Origin of the sequence: Herbaspirillum frisingense (assembly GCF_047325095.1) — a bacterium.
GTDB classification, from domain to species: Bacteria; Pseudomonadota; Gammaproteobacteria; order Burkholderiales; family Burkholderiaceae_D; genus Herbaspirillum; species Herbaspirillum frisingense.
The window spans coordinates 5,236,963-5,252,280 of record NZ_CP168558.1; the positions used below are offsets into that span (position 1 = coordinate 5,236,963).

At 65.6% G+C, this 15,318-nt stretch carries 10 protein-coding genes; 4 read left to right on the top strand and 6 right to left on the bottom strand.

Annotated elements, in window-relative coordinates:
* Nucleotides 1-14 precede the first annotated feature (14 nt).
* The 3 genes from ACEOAC_RS23855 to ACEOAC_RS23865 are packed head-to-tail and all read left to right on the top strand — an operon-like array spanning nt 15 to nt 5,347.
* Nucleotides 15-3,239 carry an efflux RND transporter permease subunit gene (locus tag ACEOAC_RS23855; RefSeq protein ID WP_006464058.1) on the top strand — a complete coding sequence of 1,075 codons (3,225 nt, stop codon included), beginning with the start codon at nt 15-17 and terminating at the stop codon, nt 3,237-3,239.
* 33 nt (nt 3,240-3,272) lie between these two features.
* Complete coding sequence (locus ACEOAC_RS23860) at nt 3,273-4,790, top strand: efflux transporter outer membrane subunit (RefSeq protein ID WP_413628621.1); 1,518 nt, start codon at nt 3,273-3,275, stop codon at nt 4,788-4,790.
* 53 nt (nt 4,791-4,843) lie between these two features.
* Nucleotides 4,844-5,347 carry a DUF1993 domain-containing protein gene (locus ACEOAC_RS23865; RefSeq protein WP_413445074.1) on the top strand — a complete coding sequence of 168 codons (504 nt, stop codon included), beginning with the start codon at nt 4,844-4,846 and terminating at the stop codon, nt 5,345-5,347.
* Nucleotides 5,348-5,465: 118 nt separating this feature from the next.
* Here ACEOAC_RS23865 and ACEOAC_RS23870 read toward each other — a convergent pair whose 3' ends face one another.
* The 5 genes from ACEOAC_RS23870 to ACEOAC_RS23890 all read right to left on the bottom strand — a co-directional run bounded on the left by ACEOAC_RS23870 (nt 5,466) and on the right by ACEOAC_RS23890 (nt 13,192).
* Complete coding sequence (locus tag ACEOAC_RS23870; RefSeq protein ID WP_413445075.1) at nt 5,466-6,950, bottom strand: SulP family inorganic anion transporter; 1,485 nt, start codon at nt 6,948-6,950, stop codon at nt 5,466-5,468.
* 90 nt (nt 6,951-7,040) lie between these two features.
* Nucleotides 7,041-7,781, bottom strand: coding sequence for a response regulator transcription factor (locus tag ACEOAC_RS23875; RefSeq protein WP_006464062.1), 741 nt, complete (start codon nt 7,779-7,781; stop codon nt 7,041-7,043).
* Nucleotides 7,778-9,847 carry an ATP-binding protein gene (locus tag ACEOAC_RS23880; protein WP_413628622.1) on the bottom strand — a complete coding sequence of 690 codons (2,070 nt, stop codon included), beginning with the start codon at nt 9,845-9,847 and terminating at the stop codon, nt 7,778-7,780. Before ACEOAC_RS23880 ends, ACEOAC_RS23875 begins: the two co-directional genes overlap by 4 nt.
* A gap of 8 nt (nt 9,848-9,855) precedes the next feature.
* Complete coding sequence (locus tag ACEOAC_RS23885) at nt 9,856-11,460, bottom strand: hypothetical protein (protein WP_413628623.1); 1,605 nt, start codon at nt 11,458-11,460, stop codon at nt 9,856-9,858.
* A gap of 76 nt (nt 11,461-11,536) precedes the next feature.
* Nucleotides 11,537-13,192: an HD domain-containing phosphohydrolase gene (locus ACEOAC_RS23890; protein ID WP_413444777.1), complete on the bottom strand. Its 1,656-nt coding sequence runs from the start codon at nt 13,190-13,192 to the stop codon at nt 11,537-11,539.
* Between the two features lie 479 nt (nt 13,193-13,671).
* Between ACEOAC_RS23890 and ACEOAC_RS23895 the strand changes: the two genes are divergently transcribed.
* The gene (locus tag ACEOAC_RS23895) at nt 13,672-14,445 is read left to right on the top strand and encodes a 3',5'-cyclic-nucleotide phosphodiesterase (RefSeq protein ID WP_241812523.1); all 774 of its coding nucleotides are present in this window, start codon (nt 13,672-13,674) and stop codon (nt 14,443-14,445) included.
* 77 nt (nt 14,446-14,522) lie between these two features.
* On the opposite strand, the gene ACEOAC_RS23900 is transcribed toward ACEOAC_RS23895, so the two are convergent.
* Nucleotides 14,523-15,302: a FecR domain-containing protein gene (locus ACEOAC_RS23900; RefSeq protein ID WP_413444776.1), complete on the bottom strand. Its 780-nt coding sequence runs from the start codon at nt 15,300-15,302 to the stop codon at nt 14,523-14,525.
* Nucleotides 15,303-15,318 lie beyond the last annotated feature (16 nt).

Sequence of the window (15,318 nt, forward strand, 5' to 3'; positions counted from 1 at the left end):
GACAAGGAACCTACATGAATATCTCTAAATTCTTCATCGACCGCCCGATCTTCGCGGGTGTGCTGTCGGTACTGCTCTTGCTGGGCGGCGTGCTGGCCATGCTGCAGCTGCCCATCTCGGAATATCCCGAAGTGGTGCCGCCCTCGGTGGTGGTGCGCGCGCAATATCCCGGCGCCAACCCCAAGGTGATCGCCGAAACCGTGGCCTCGCCGCTGGAAGAGCAGATCAACGGCGTGGAAAACATGCTCTACATGCAGTCGCAGGCCAACAGCGACGGCAACCTCACCATCACCGTCAACTTCCGCCTGGGCGTGGACCCCGACAAGGCGCAGCAGCTGGTCCAGAACCGCGTCTCGCAAGCCCTGCCGCGCCTGCCGGAAGACGTGCAGCGCCTGGGTGTGACCACACTCAAGTCCTCGCCCACCCTGACCATGGTGGTGCACCTGACCTCGCCCGACAACCGCTACGACACCACCTACCTGCGCAACTACGCGGTCCTGAACGTCAAGGACCGCCTGGCACGCATCCAGGGCGTGGGTGAAGTGGGCCTGTTCGGCTCGGGCAACTACGCCATGCGCGTCTGGCTCGATCCCAACAAGGTGGCCCAGCGCGGCCTGACCGCCAGCGACGTGGTGCGCTCCATCCGCGAACAGAACGTGCAGGTGGCCGCCGGTGTGATCGGCGCCTCGCCCAGCGCGCCGGATACCCCGCTGCAGCTGTCGGTGAACGCGCAAGGCCGCCTCAAGACCGAAGGCGAATTCCGCGACATCATCCTGAAGGCCTCGCCGGACGGCGCCACCACCCGCCTGGGCGATGTCGCCCGGGTGGAACTGGCCGCCTCCGAATACGGCCTGCGCTCGCTGCTGGACAACAAGCCGGCCGTCGCCATCCCCATCTTCCAGGCTCCCGGCGCCAACGCGCTGGATGTCTCGACCCAGGTGCGCGCAGCGATGAAGGAACTGTCGGCCGACTTCCCCAGCTCGGTCAGCTACAGCATCGTCTATGACCCGACCCAGTTCGTGCGTGCCTCCATCGAAGCGGTGGTCCACACCCTGCTGGAAGCGATCGCCCTGGTGGTGATCGTGGTGATCATCTTCCTGCAGACCTGGCGTGCTTCCATCATTCCGCTGTTGGCGGTGCCGGTGTCCATCATCGGTACCTTCTCGCTGATGCTGGGCTTCGGCTACACCATCAATGCGCTGTCGTTGTTCGGCATGGTGCTGGCCATCGGTATCGTGGTCGATGACGCCATCGTGGTGGTCGAAAACGTCGAACGCAACATCGGCGCCGGCCTCTCGCCGCGTGACGCCACCTATCGCGCCATGCAGGAAGTGTCCGGCCCCATCATCGCCATTGCCTTGACGCTGGTGGCGGTGTTCGTGCCGCTGGCCTTCATGACCGGCCTGACCGGCCAGTTCTACAAGCAGTTCGCGATGACCATTGCGATCTCCACCGTCATCTCGGCCTTCAACTCGCTGACCCTGTCCCCGGCCCTGGCCGCCCTGCTGCTCAAGGGTCATGGCGACAAGCCGGACTGGCTGACGCGCCAGATGGACCGCTTCCTGGGTGGCTTCTTCATCCGCTTCAACCGCTTCTTCAACCGCGCCTCCGACAACTACGGCACCGGCGTGACCGGCGTGATCAAGCGCAAGGGCGCCACCATGGGTGTCTATGTGGTGCTGCTGGCCGCAACCCTGGGCGTTTCCTACATCGTCCCCGGCGGCTTCGTGCCGGGCCAGGACAAGCAATATCTGGTGGCCTTCGCACAACTGCCCAACGGTGCTTCGATTGACCGCAGCGAAGAAGTGATGCGCAAGATGAGCGACATCATGTTGAAGGAACCGGGTGTGGCCAGCGCCATTGCCTTCCCCGGCCTGTCCATCAATGGCTTCACCAACAGTTCCTCGGCCGGTATCGTCTTCGTGGGCTTGAAGCCCTTCGAAGAGCGCAAGAGCAAGGAGCTCTCGGGCAATGCCATCGCCGCGTCGCTGAACAAGAAGTTCGGCGGCATCAAGGAAGCCTTCACCGCCGTCTTCCCGCCACCGCCGGTGATGGGCCTGGGTACCCTGGGTGGCTTCAAGATGCAGATCGAAGACCGTGACGCACTGGGCTACGCCGAACTGGACAAGGCCGCACAGGCCTTCATGAAGGCCGCCGCCAAGGAACCGGCGCTGGGTCCGATGTTCTCCAGCTACCAGATCAACGTGCCGCAACTGGATGTGGAACTGGATCGCGTCAAGGCCAAGCAGCTCGGCATCCCGGTGACCGACGTCTTCAACACCATGCAGATCTACCTGGGTTCGCTGTATGTGAACGACTTCAACCGCTTCGGCCGTGTCTATCAGGTCCGTGCCCAGGCTGACGCACCCTTCCGCGCCAAGGCCGAGGACATCGCCCAACTGAAGACCCGCAACACTGCCGGCGAGATGGTGCCGCTGTCCTCGGTGGTGAAAGTCAAGCAGACCTTCGGCCCGGAAATGGTGGTGCGCTACAACGGCTACACCGCCGCCGACATCAACGGCGGCCCGGCCCCGGGTTACTCCTCGGACCAGGCCCAGGCCGCCGCCGAACGCGTGGCTGCTGCAACCCTGCCACGTGGCATCAAGTTCGAATGGACCGACCTGACCTACCAGAAGATCCTCGCAGGCAATGCCGGCGTGTGGGTGTTCCCGATCAGCGTGCTGCTGGTGTTCCTGGTGCTGGCTGCCCTGTATGAAAGCCTGACCCTGCCGCTGGCCGTGATCCTGATCGTCCCCATGAGCATCCTGGCCGCCCTGACCGGCGTCTGGCTGACCCGTGGCGACAACAACATCTTTACCCAGATCGGCCTGATGGTCTTGGTGGGCCTGTCGGCCAAGAACGCCATCCTGATCGTGGAATTCGCCCGCGAACTGGAGATGCAAGGTCGTACCGCCGTACAAGCCGCCATCGAAGCCAGCCGCCTGCGTCTGCGCCCGATCCTGATGACCTCGATCGCCTTCATCATGGGTGTGGTGCCGCTGGTGACTTCCTCTGGCGCCGGTTCGGAAATGCGCCATGCGATGGGCATCGCGGTGTTCTTCGGCATGCTGGGCGTGACCCTGTTCGGTCTGTTCCTGACCCCGGTGTTCTACGTCCTGCTGCGCACCATCGACCGCCGCCAGCTGCACTCGGCCTCTCATCATGAAGCCCCGATGACCGCCGGTTCGCATGTGCCGCAAGTCAGCCACGCCGCCCCCGGCCCGCAGGATGATCGCTGATCCCCGGATCAGCCCATGAATGGAGCAAGAAAAATGATGACTCAATCGATGACCCGCCTGCTGCGCCCCGTGCGCATCGGCTCGGCCCTGCTGGCCACCTTGCTGGTGCTGGCCGGCTGCTCGGTGGCGCCCACCTACGAGCGTCCCTCGGTGGATACCCCGGCCGCCTTCAAGGAAGCCGCCCCCAACACCCAGACCGGTGAAAACGGTAGCCAATGGAAGGCCGCCCAGCCGGCCGAAGACATCGCCCGTGGCGAATGGTGGAAGATCTTCGGCGACGACCAGTTGAACGCCCTGGAAGACCGCGCTCAGCAGGCCAACCAGGACCTCAAGGCGGCCGCCGCGCGGCTGGGCCAGGCACGCGCACTGACCCGCGATGCACGCTCTGGTTACTTCCCGCAGATCGACGCCGGCCTGGGTGCCACGCGTCAACGGCCCTCGCCGGCCTCGCAGGGCTTGCCGGCCGATGCCAACACCCAGCCCAACACCCTGTACCGGGCGCAACTGGGTGTGTCCTATGAAGTGGACCTGTTCGGCCGCGTCGCCTCCACGGTCGATGCCGCCACCGCCGATGCCCAGCGCAGCGAAGCGCTGTTCCATTCGGTGCTGCTGGCCTTGCAGGCCGACGTCGCGCAACAGTATTTCCAGGTGCGTGAACTGGATGCCGCCGCCGAACTCTATCGCGGCACCGTCGATCTGCGCCAGGAATCGCTGCGCCTGGTGCAGCGCCGCTTCGATGAAGGCGACATCAGCGAAGTCGACGTGGCCCGCGCCCGTACCGAACTGGCCTCGGCCCAATCGGAAGCGCTGGGCATTGCCCGCCAGCGCGCCACCGCCGAACACGCCCTGGCCATCCTCTTGGGCCGTACCCCGGCCGAGTTCGCGCTGCCGCCGCAACCGCTGAAGCGACTGGCGATCTCGGTCCCGGCCGGTCTGCCCTCGACCTTGCTGGAGCGCCGTCCCGACATCGCTGCCGCCGAACGTGCCATGGCCGCCGCCAATGCCCGCGTGGGCGTGGCCAAGTCGGCCTTCTTCCCGGCCCTTAACCTGACCGGTGGTCTGGGCTACGAGTCGGCCCAACTGGGTGATCTCTTCAACTGGTCCAGCCGCACCTTCCTGCTCGGCCCGCTGGTGGGCACCGCCCTGACCATGCCGATCTTCGATGGCGGCCGTCGCCAGGCCGGCGTCGATCGCGCCCGCGCCAGCTATGAAGAACAGGTCGCCACCTATCGCGGCACGGTCCTGAATGCCTTCCGCGAAGTGGAAGACAACCTGGCCAACCTGCGCATCCTGGACGACCAGAACCGCGCCCAGGACGAAGCGGTCGCCTCGTCCTCGCGTGCGGCCCGGCTCTCCCACACCCAGTATCGCGAAGGCGCGGTCAGCTACTTCAACGTCATCGATGCCGACCGCACCGTGCTGCAACTGCAGCGCGCCTCGGTCACCCTCGATGGCGAGCGCGCCCGCTCCACGGTCAACCTGATCCGCGCCCTCGGCGGCGGCTGGAGTACGCCGCAGCCGGCTGCGACGCAGGTATCTTCACGCCAGTAATGTTCCCGTCCCCGGTCTCCGGGGACGCTCATCCACTTTCATCCAGGAAAAAAATGTCCATCACCCTGCACGAAGTCGGCATCACCCCGCTGATCCGCGCCCTGCACAATCTGTCCTCCCTGCTCGACAAGGCCGAGCAGCATGCCGACCAGCACAAGCTGGAACCGCAGCAGCTGCTCTCGGCACGCCTGTACGAAGACATGTATCCGCTGACCGCCCAGGTACAGCGCGCCAGCGACACCGCCAAGGCCACCGCCAGCCGCCTCTCGGGCGTGGCCGCGCCGGCCTTCAGCGATGACGAGACCAGCTTCGACGAACTGCAGGCCCGCATCAACAAGACCATCGTCTTCCTCGAATCCATTCCCGCCGACGCGGTCGATGGCCAGGAAGACCGTGTCATCACCATGAAGCTGCGCGGCGAAGAGCGCAGCATGAGCGCGCGCGAATACCTGCTGGTGTTCGGCCTGCCCAATTTCTTCTTCCACATCACCACCGCCTACGACATCCTGCGTCACCAGGGCGTCAAGCTGGGCAAGATGGATTTCCTGGGTCTGTAATCCCGGCACACCCAGACAAAAACGGCCCGCATCCTGCGATGCGAGCCGCTTTCCAGACCAGTTTCCCGTGGTACTTTGGCCCGCCTCCTTATCGAGGGCGGGCATTTTTTTTCATGGCTCAGTCCACATGCGGCACGCCCGCCCGCTGCAGCAACTGGCGGCATCGCTGGGACAGTGCCACCACGCGCAAGTCCTTGCCCAGCCGCACATAGCGCTCGGCCAGCGTCTGCACGGCGGCAATGGCCGAATGGTCGGCCAGGCGCAGGTGGCGGCAATCCAGCGTGATCTGTTGCGGGTCGTCCTGGGTCGCGAACAGTTCCAGGAAGCGCGTGGTCGAGGCAAAGAACAGGGTGCCATGCGGCAGGTAGGTACGGCTGCCATCGTCTTCGTCGACTACCTCGGCACGCACTTCGCGTGCGTGCTCCCAGGCGAAGTTGAGCGCGGCGATCACGATGCCGCACAACACCGCCACCGCCAGGTCGGTCAAGACGGTAATGACGGTGACGGCGATGATGACCAGCGCATCATTCCTCGGCACCTTGCCCAGCACCCGCAGCGAGCCCCAGGCAAAGGTCTCCTGCGCCACCACGAACATGACGCCGGCCAGTGCCGCCAGCGGGATGCGCTCGATGGCCGGAGACAGGAACAGGATGAACAGCAGGATCATCACCCCCGCCACCACACCCGAGAGTCGCGAGCGGCCGCCGGAGCCGAGGTTGATCATGGTCTGACCGATCATGGCGCAACCACCCATGCCGCCGAACAGGCCCGAGACCACATTGGCCGCGCCCAGCGCCAGGCATTCCCGGTTGGGCTGGCCACGGCTGGCGGTGATTTCGTCGGTCAGGTTGAAGGTCAGCAGTGTTTCCAGCAGGCCGACGATGGCCATGAGCACCGCATACGGACCAATGATGCGCAGCGTCTCCAGTGTCAACGGCACGCTGGGCAGATGCAGCGGCGGCAAGCCACCGGCGATCTGCGCCATGTCGCCCAGGGTACGCGTGTGCAGGCCACTGACATAGGTCAGCAGACCCACTCCGAGAATGGCTGCCAGTGCAGGCGGAATGGCCTTGGTCACGCGTGGCAGAAGCCACACCACCAGCATGGTCGCCAGCGTCAGGCCGATCATGATCCACAGCGACGTCCCCTGCAGCCACTGCGGCCCGGACGGCGTACTGGTACGGAAATGTTCCAGCTGCGACAGCGCGATCACGATGGCCAGGCCATTGACGAAACCCAGCATCACCGGATGCGGCACCATGCGCACCAGCTTGCCCAGCCTGAGCGCACCGAAGGCCAGCATGATCAGGCCTGACAACACCACCGTGGCCAGGAAATACTGCGCCCCGTGTTGCACCACCAGCGCCACGATCACCACCGCCATCGAACCGGCGGCCCCCGAGATCATCCCCGGCCGGCCACCGAACAGCGCGGTGATGGTGCAGATGAAGAAGGCGCCATACAGCCCCATGAGCGGATTCAACTGCGCCACCAGGGCGAAGGCGATGCATTCCGGCACCAGGGCGAAGGAAGTGGTGAGGCCGGCCAGCACGTTCTGGCGGAGTTCGCGCAGGCGCGATGACGGAGGGGTGACGGTGGTCATGGAAGAAACATGGAACAGGAATTGGACAGGCGCGCAGCTGCGCCGCAGGAACCGCAATGCGTCAGGGAGGGACGCGCCGACAGTCCCGCGCTAGCCCCACAGGGTCTCGATCTCGGCATCCAGGAAATAACCGGCGCCGCGCTCGGTGCGCAGCAGGGTCGGGTTCTTGGGATCGGCTTCCAGCTTGCGGCGCAGTCGCAGGATCTGGACATCGATGGCACGGTCGTAGACTTCGTCGAAGGCGCGCGTGCTCTCCAGCAGGTGCTCGCGCGAGACGATGCGCCCCGGCGCGCCCAGGAAGGCCACCAGCAGGCTGAATTCGGCATTGGTCAGGCTCACCTGGCGCTGGTCCGGCGCGGTGAGGCGACGGGTGTTCAGGTTCAGGTCCCAGCCGGCGAAGCGGTAGGCACGCGGGTGCTTGCTGCGGGTCACCGGCGCCGCGGGGGCGGCTGGCGTGGCGGTGCGGCGCAGTACGGCACGCATGCGGGCCAGCACTTCGCGGGGCGAAAACGGCTTGGTGATGTAATCGTCGGCCCCCAGCTCCAGGCCCATCACCATGTCGGCCTCTTCATTGCGCCCGGTCACGCAGATGATGGACATGCTGCTCTCGGCCCGCCAGCGACGCGCCAGCTCGGCGCCATCGATGTCGGGCAGACCGAGGTCCAGCAGCACCATGTCATAGACCGATTCCTGCACGGCGCTTTGGGCCTGGGCGCCGGTGGCGGCGCTGTCGACCGAGAGGCCGTGGCCGCTCAGGTAGTCGACCAGCAGTTGGCGCATGGCCTGGTCGTCATCGACGACCAGCACCCGGATGGGAGGGGTAGTGCTCATGGAGTTCCTTGTTCGGTATCGGGCAGCGCGGTCATGATAGCGCGTCGCAATGCAGCTCGCTCAAGCGGCTTGGTCAGGCCGGCAACGCCCAGCGTCCTTGCCAGGTCCACCACGTGGGCCTGACCGGAGCACAACACCACCGGCAGATCGGCGCGCAGTTCGCGCAGGGCCGCGATGAGGGCATCACCCTGCATCTGCGGCATGTCCAGGTCGGTGATCACCAGATCCACCGCCAGCGGCTCCAGGGCGAATTCCTCCAGCGCCAGCCGCGGGTCGTCGAAGACGATGGGCGCATAGCCCAGCGCATCCAGCCATTGCGCACACAGTGTGCGCTGGGCCGCATCGTCGTCGACCACGAAGATGCATTGGCCCTGCCCGCTGGCGACCTGCTCATCGTGCAGCTGGTCGGCGTCGGACGTCGGTTCCGGTGTTGCCGCAGGCGACGGTAGATCAGTGGCGGCCGCAGCCGGCAGCAACAGCCGGAAGCGCGTGCCCCCGGCATCACTGGCAACGGCCACGCCGCCTTCGTGTTCGATGGCGATGCCGGCCACGATGGCCAGACCCAGTCCGGTTCCCTTGCCGCCCGGACCGTCGCGCGTGGTGAAGAAGGGTTCGAACAGCCGCGACAGGTGCTGCGGGGCGATGCCGCTGCCGTCATCCACCACCTCCAGCCACACCGCCTGCTGTTGCGGCAAGTCGCCGGCCAGGGGCGCTTCGGCTGGCGCCTCTCCGGCATGCAGGCTGACCACCACTCGGCTGCGCGCAGCCTGGCTGGCATTGCGGATCAGGTTCAGGGCCACGCGCGAGAGCTGCCCGGCATGGCCTTGCACTGCCAGCGGCTGGGCCGGTGGCTGGAACTCGATCACCACGCCGGCCCGGCACAAGGGACGGGCCAGCCGCACCGCCTCGGCCACCGGCTCGCGCAGGTCCAGCAGGCTGCGCTGGCGATCCCCGCGACGTCCCGCCAGCAGGATCTGCTCCGTCAGTTCGCGCCCCCGACGCACTGCCGATACCACCTCCGACAGCGGGCGCTGGGCCGGCGCGGCCGGGTCCAGTTGTTCCTGGGCCAGTTCGGCATAGCCACCCGCAGCGCCCAACACGTTGTTGAAGTCATGGGCGATGCCACCGGCCATCAATCCCAGCGATTCGAAGCGGCGCATCTGTTCCATCCGTGCCGCCAGCGCCTGCCGCTCGCGCATGGCCACGGCGATGAAGAAGGTCAGCATGGCCAGGCCGGCCAGGTCGACCTGCAGGCTCCAGGTGCTGTCCAGCCCTTCCTGGCGATAGGGGCCCATATCGTAGAGCGTGAGCAAAACCGCCATCACCGCGGCCAGGCTGGTCACCAGGGTGGCACTGCGCATGCCGCCATACAGGGCAGCCCCGGCCAGCACCAGCGACAGCAGCACACGCTGCACTTCGCCCGACCAATCGCAGGCGGCACATGCCAGCAATACCGCCACCACGGCCGCGGCACCGAGCAAGGAGGGCCGATCGCCGCGCAGGCTGCGCCAGTGCAGCTGCGACCAGACCAGCCAGGTCGGCGTCAGGACCAGGATCGCCAGACCATTACCCACCAGCAACGTGCGCCATTCGGCCCACCAGCCGGCCGGCATCACATCGGCCGCCAGGCTTGCCCCCAGGGCCGCCACCAGCGCCACCACCAGCAAGGGCAGGAGCGCCACGAAGCGGCCCAGCTTGTAGAGACCGTCGAACTGCCCGTCGCGACTGACGAAGCGTCGCCCCAGCCAGATGCAGGCAACGATCTGCACCACGTTCAACAGCGCGAAACCGGCGTCGACCTGCACTGGCAGGCTATCCCGGTCGCCCACCACCAGCATGGCCACGAACACCGCCAGCAGATACGGGAACCAGTCGCGCGCCGGCTTGCGCCACAGCAGCGCGATCATCAGCGCGGGGGCCGGGGCGGCAATCGGCGCCAGGGTGGTGCTGTCCTGCAGGTTGGCGGCGGGAATGGCCAGCAGCGTGTAGACCACGCCGCACAGCAGTGCCGACAGCAGACTGCGGAACATGGCGGCCAGCGGACGTTGAGGGATAGATGGGGTCATGGCCAGCCTCAGTTGCGCGAATACAGGACCCGCAGCGCCACCCTGCGCTCTTCCGGCGGCAGCTGGTTGACTGCGCGCAGGTAGGCGATGGAGGCATCACAGGTGGCATCCGGATCGGCCTGGCGACGTAGCGCCGAGGACAGCAGCTTCAACTGTTCCTGCGTCAGCGGCGCCAGCGCCTTGCGGAAGACGCGGGTGCGCTCGGCCAGGGTGTAGCGACCGGCATTGGCCGGATCGGCATCGCGCAACAGGCGCTGGGTCATCTGCTGCTCGCGGTTGGCGAATTCCTGCGGCAGCACGGCCTGCGGTGCCTCGCGGCCGGCGGCGGCGTCCGCGCGCGAGCGTGGATAGATCAGTTCGGTGCAGGCCGCCGTGCTGATGCCACGCAGGGCGACCGCTTCATCCAGCAGCAGCTGCTGGAACTCGGCCAGGGATTCGTCGGAAGCGATCGGCAGCAGGCGGCGGCTCAACAGGCCGACCTGCTCGCGGCCGACCGCCAGGATGTCGGCGTCCGACGCATGCGCCTGGACCTTGGCCCAGGCCAGGTCGATGGTGTGGGCAAAGTCGGCAGGATGGTAGCGCGCCATGATGTCGAACAGCGCGCCCTTCTTGAACTCGGCTTCCAGGATGTCGCGCGAGCTGGCGATGGTGGCGATCTGCGCGGTCTCGCCCCCTGGCGCCAGCCGTGTCAGGACACCGGCCTGCAGCAACTGGCCCAGTTCCGGATACCAGCTGCGGGCGGCCGGGGTATCGGCAATGTGTTCGATGAAATCGTGCGGCAGACCCAGCTTGCCGTAGGTGTCGAAGGTCAGCTTGCGGTCGAAGCTCTTGTTGATGCGGTCGTCACCACCCACCGTGTAGAGCGTATGAAAACCGATATGCGCACGCGGGTCCATGGCGCGGTCGCGGCCGGCCAGGAAGGCCAGCGTGCAGGAAGAAGAACACTCCTGCTCCACATAGGTATTGAGCCGGTGGCGACGGATCACCTCGCCCACCAGCTTGCCCTCGCGCACCCAGCCGCCGGCCGAATACAGCACCACGGTCTGCACCGAAGGATGCTGTTGCAGCAGGCGCTCCAGGCCATCGGCCGCGCCATCGTTCATGCCACCCTGCAGCAGCAGCGACTTGCCGTCCACTCGCAACTGGTAGACCACCGGCGGCCCCAGCTGCTTGCCCAGGGCAATCTCGAACTGCTCGCGCAAGGAGGGCGCGGCGCGCCAGGTACTGGTGGCCATGCTGATGGCGCCACAGACGATGAGGAACTTGACCACCACCTCGGCCCAGCGGCGTCCGCCCCGCGCCACGTGCTTGCTGGCCGAACGCCAGCAGCCGCAGACGCCCCAGGTCCAGGCCAGGTAGCTGAAGGCGGCGATCCCCAGCACGCCGGCCATGCCATAGCGTGCTGGCATGTCATTGGTCAGGCGCGCCAGGACCGAGATGGCCAGCGCCGGCACCAGCGAGGTCAGCAGGACGGTATGCAGCCAGTAGGAACGGCCCAGCGAATAATCGCCGCGCCAATGACGGCGCAGGAAACTGGCGGGCGGGCTGACGGGAGCGGAAGATCGGGTTACTGCCTGGTACACGTGGTGCTTTTCCTCGATGCGAGCCCGCATGCGGCGGGCTCGTCTTCAATGACGGGTGACTTTATGCAGCCGTGAGCATAACCCAGCTTGGCCCGGATGTCGGCTCTCAGCCGCCGTGACCGGGAATGCGCGACAGGTCGACTTCGTCGATCTGGCTGGGATGCATGAACTGCTCGGCATACTTTTCATAGATGCGTTCCCGCACGAAGAGGTCGAACAGGTCCGGGTCGATATGGTCGCGCGCCTTGAAGCCGGCCAGGATTTCCACCGCCTCGTTGAGGGTATTGCCGCGCTTGTAGGGACGGTCAGCGGCGGTGACGGCCTCGAAGATGTCGGCCACCGCCATGATGCGCGCCTGTACCGACATCTGGTCCCGCGTCAGTCCCTTGGGGTAGCCCTTGCCATCCATGCGCTCGTGGTGGCCGCCGGCAAATTCGGTGACCCGCGAGAGCTGCTTGGGCCAGGGCAGCGACTCCAGCATGCGGATGGTGATGACGATGTGGTTGTTGATGATGGCGCGCTCGGCGTCGTTGAGCGTCCCGGCGCGGATGCGCAGGTTGCCGGCCTCTTCGTCATCGAGCAGCTTGCGCAGCTGGCCATCCGGGCCGCGCCAGGTCCGCTCGGCGATATCCAGCACGCGCTGCTGGTCTTCGGCGCGCATGCCTTCGTTGCCATAGTTGATCTTGCGCAGAAAGGCCCGCTCCTCATCCATCTGCATCACGTCGGCCTGCAGGGCGGCTTCCAGCGCAGCCGACTTGTCCGCGCTCAGGTCCGCGCCCAACGCCAGTTTTTCCTGCAGCATGCGGATTTCGGCATCGCGCTTCAGGACCTCGAAACGGGTATCGATCAGGTGGATACGGTCGAAGATGGTCTCCAGCTTGGTGGCCTTCTCGACGATATGGCTGGGCGAGCCGATCTTGCCGCAATCGTGCAACAGTGCCGCCAGCCACAGCTCGCGACGGTCGGCATCGGTCATGCGGAAATCAGCCAGCGGGCCTTCGGTGGCATTGTGGGCCGCCTCGGCCAGCATCATCGCCAGCTGTGGCACCTGCTCGCAATGGCGGCCCGTATGCGGGGATTTTTCGCCGATGCCGATGTTGATCAGCTTGATCAGGCTTTCGAACAGGTTTTCCAGGCGACCGATCAATTGCTGGTTGGTCATCGCCATGGCCGCCTGCGATGCCAGGGCCTCGATGAAGCGCTGGTCGGTCTCGGAGAAGGGGATCGGTTCACCACTGTCGGCATCGATGGCATTGATGAGCTGCAACACGCCCACCAGTTCGCCCTCGTGGTCCTGCATCGGCACCGTCAGGATGGACTTGGACTGATAGCCATACTTCTCGTCGAACAGGCGCATGCCGTTGAAGTTGAAGCCACTGGCCTGGTAGACGTCCGGGATGTTGACCGAATTGCGGGTATTGGCGGAATAGGCCGCCACCGCCGCCAGGTTGGGCTGGCCGTCCGGCAGCGTCAGGGCGATATCGGGAATCGAGATCGGCTGACCGCTGCTGCCACCCTGGTGCATCTTGAGGGTCTGGTTGACCGAGATGTAGAAGCTCAGCGCGTCGCCATTTTCTGTCGCGCGGTAGAGGGTGCCGCCGTCGGCGCGGGTGATATCGCGCGCGGTCAGCAGGATGCGTTCAAGCAACAGTGGGATATCGCGATTGCTGCCCAGCTCGCGGCACAATTCGGTGAGCCGCTCCAGCCGGTGCGCGATGTCGCGATGCTGGCCGGCACTGGGACTGAGGTCGTGGATATTCATGCTGCCATCTCCCCAGCGCGGCAGTGGTGGCACGGGCCGTGGTGGCAGGCTCGGGCTGCTGGATGGACTGCTGGCGACATGCTGCTCCCTGATGCGTTGGCGTATGGACATGACCCGGTGATTGCCGGCCGGCAAACCCGCGTTTTCTTCAGATGCTTTTCGGGCATCATGGCGATTCTAGAACGACGGCGCACGCCGTCTTGCAGCGAACTTGGGGGGATTTGGGCGCCAATTCTACGCTTGTCAACGCCGCGCCGGCGGCGTGCGGCGCATTTCCCACTGCCGCGCCGCAACTGCTGAGCTCAGGGATATCCTGATTGCACTACAGCGCCGAATCCCTTACCATCACAATCTGTTGCATAACTTGCCACACTTTCCGCAAAGCCAGTCCCGGCGGGGGTTTCCGGACTGCAACGCGCATCCCTGAGGAGCTTCCATGATCTTGCAGGGACCTTAACACCCTGAAAGCGGCAACGACGATGCGTGTAGAAATTCTCGGCTGCAGTGGAGGCATCGGTGGCAACGGCATGCGCACCACCTCCCTGCTCATTGATGACGATATCCTGATCGACGCCGGCACCGGCGTGGGCGACCTGTCGCTGCAGCGACTGGCCGCCATCGACCACGTCTTCATCACCCACGCCCATCTGGATCACATTGCCTGCCTGCCGCTAATGATCGACAGCGTCGGCGACATGCGCAGCGCCCCGCTGACCATGCACGCCACGGCGCAGACCCTGGAGATCATCCGCAAGCACATCTTCAACTGGCACATCTGGCCCGACTTCAGCGTCATCCCGAATGCCGAGCAACCCTTCCTGCGCTTTGCCACCGTCGAGCAAGGCCAGGCCGTCCGCATCGGACAGCGCAGTATCACCCCGTTGCCCGCCACGCACACCGTGCCGGCGGTGGGCTACCACCTGCGCAACGAACACAGCGGCGCCTCGCTCGCCTTCAGTGGCGATACCTCCATCTGCCCGGCGCTGTGGGAAGCGCTCAACCGCATCGACGCCCTGCGCTACCTGATCATCGAAGCCGCCTTCGCCAACCGCGATCGCGAACTGGCGCTGCTCTCCAAACACCTTTGCCCCAGCCTGCTGCTGCAGGAGCTGCAACATCTGCAGAGCACGCCCGAGGTACTGGTCACCCACGCCAAACCCGGCCAACTGCAGGAAATTGCCAGCGAGATTGCCGCCGGCACCGGCATGCACCGTCCGCGCATGCTGGCCACCGGGACCGTGCTCGACTTCTGAAGCCGGCCGGCTTCAACAAAAAGGGCGCCGCACGCAAGTGTCGGCGCCCTTTTTTCAGGCTTGCTGCAGCGAATGCATCACTGCACTACACAGGCATCCAGCTTGGCCGCACCAATCTTCTGCGTACCGTTGTTGCCGTTGCTGCTGATGGCCGGCGGCATGGTCACCTGCACGCCCTGCGACGGCGGCACGATCACTGGCGGCAAGTTCCTCGACTGCACGAAGCCGAACTGGCCCGCACTGAAGACCTGCAAACCACCCGGGTTGCTGACCACGATGGCACCGCTCACCACATCCACGTGCAGACCGTTGTCTGGCGGCTGGCCGCTGGGGGTCGGTACGCCACCGCAATCGTTCTGGCAGTACAGCGCGCCGAAGTGGGTGCCGCGAATGCCGATGGTGGCCGTGGGCGTATCGAAGTTGACGGCTTCGTGATTACGCTTGCCGACCAGTCCGGTCACGGCGCGCAGGCCGCCCTTGACCAGGCCGATGGCCACCGAGTCGTTCTTCGGTTCCTTCTCGTCGTAGATGTATTTGTTGACCGCCACTTCGGTCCCCGGACGCAGGACGATCTCGGCATTGTCCAGGAACTTGACGCGGGTATAGGTCTCGCGCTCGGTGATCAGGGTATCGCCCTGCAGGATGGCCGATTTCACGGCCAGTACCACGCGCGAACCATCGGCATGACGCGCCGTGAGCACGCCCGACAGGTGGGTCACCTGGCCGACCACCGGCTGCGCCTGCGCATGAGCCGGGGCGGCCACGACCAGCAGCCACAGCGCCAGGCCCAACGCCAGCAGTTGCGCGGCCACTTGTTGCCGGACCAGTCCCGGCAGGTTTTTCTTGAAGGAGTTCATAGGCGTGATTTGATCC

What these genes read in the sequence shown, in the direction of transcription:
- ACEOAC_RS23855 (WP_006464058.1), top strand. Translation starts at nt 15, where the DNA reads ATGAATATCTCTAAATTCTTCATCGACCGCCCGATCTTCGCGGGTGTG.
- ACEOAC_RS23900 (WP_413444776.1), bottom strand. Translation starts at nt 15,302, where the DNA reads ATGAACTCCTTCAAGAAAAACCTGCCGGGACTGGTCCGGCAACAAGTG.
- ACEOAC_RS23895 (WP_241812523.1), top strand. Translation starts at nt 13,672, where the DNA reads ATGCGTGTAGAAATTCTCGGCTGCAGTGGAGGCATCGGTGGCAACGGC.
- ACEOAC_RS23865 (WP_413445074.1), top strand. Translation starts at nt 4,844, where the DNA reads ATGTCCATCACCCTGCACGAAGTCGGCATCACCCCGCTGATCCGCGCC.
- ACEOAC_RS23870 (WP_413445075.1), bottom strand. Translation starts at nt 6,950, where the DNA reads ATGACCACCGTCACCCCTCCGTCATCGCGCCTGCGCGAACTCCGCCAG.
- ACEOAC_RS23860 (WP_413628621.1), top strand. Translation starts at nt 3,273, where the DNA reads ATGATGACTCAATCGATGACCCGCCTGCTGCGCCCCGTGCGCATCGGC.
- ACEOAC_RS23885 (WP_413628623.1), bottom strand. Translation starts at nt 11,460, where the DNA reads ATGCGGGCTCGCATCGAGGAAAAGCACCACGTGTACCAGGCAGTAACC.
- ACEOAC_RS23875 (WP_006464062.1), bottom strand. Translation starts at nt 7,781, where the DNA reads ATGAGCACTACCCCTCCCATCCGGGTGCTGGTCGTCGATGACGACCAG.
- ACEOAC_RS23880 (WP_413628622.1), bottom strand. Translation starts at nt 9,847, where the DNA reads ATGACCCCATCTATCCCTCAACGTCCGCTGGCCGCCATGTTCCGCAGT.
- ACEOAC_RS23890 (WP_413444777.1), bottom strand. Translation starts at nt 13,192, where the DNA reads ATGAATATCCACGACCTCAGTCCCAGTGCCGGCCAGCATCGCGACATC.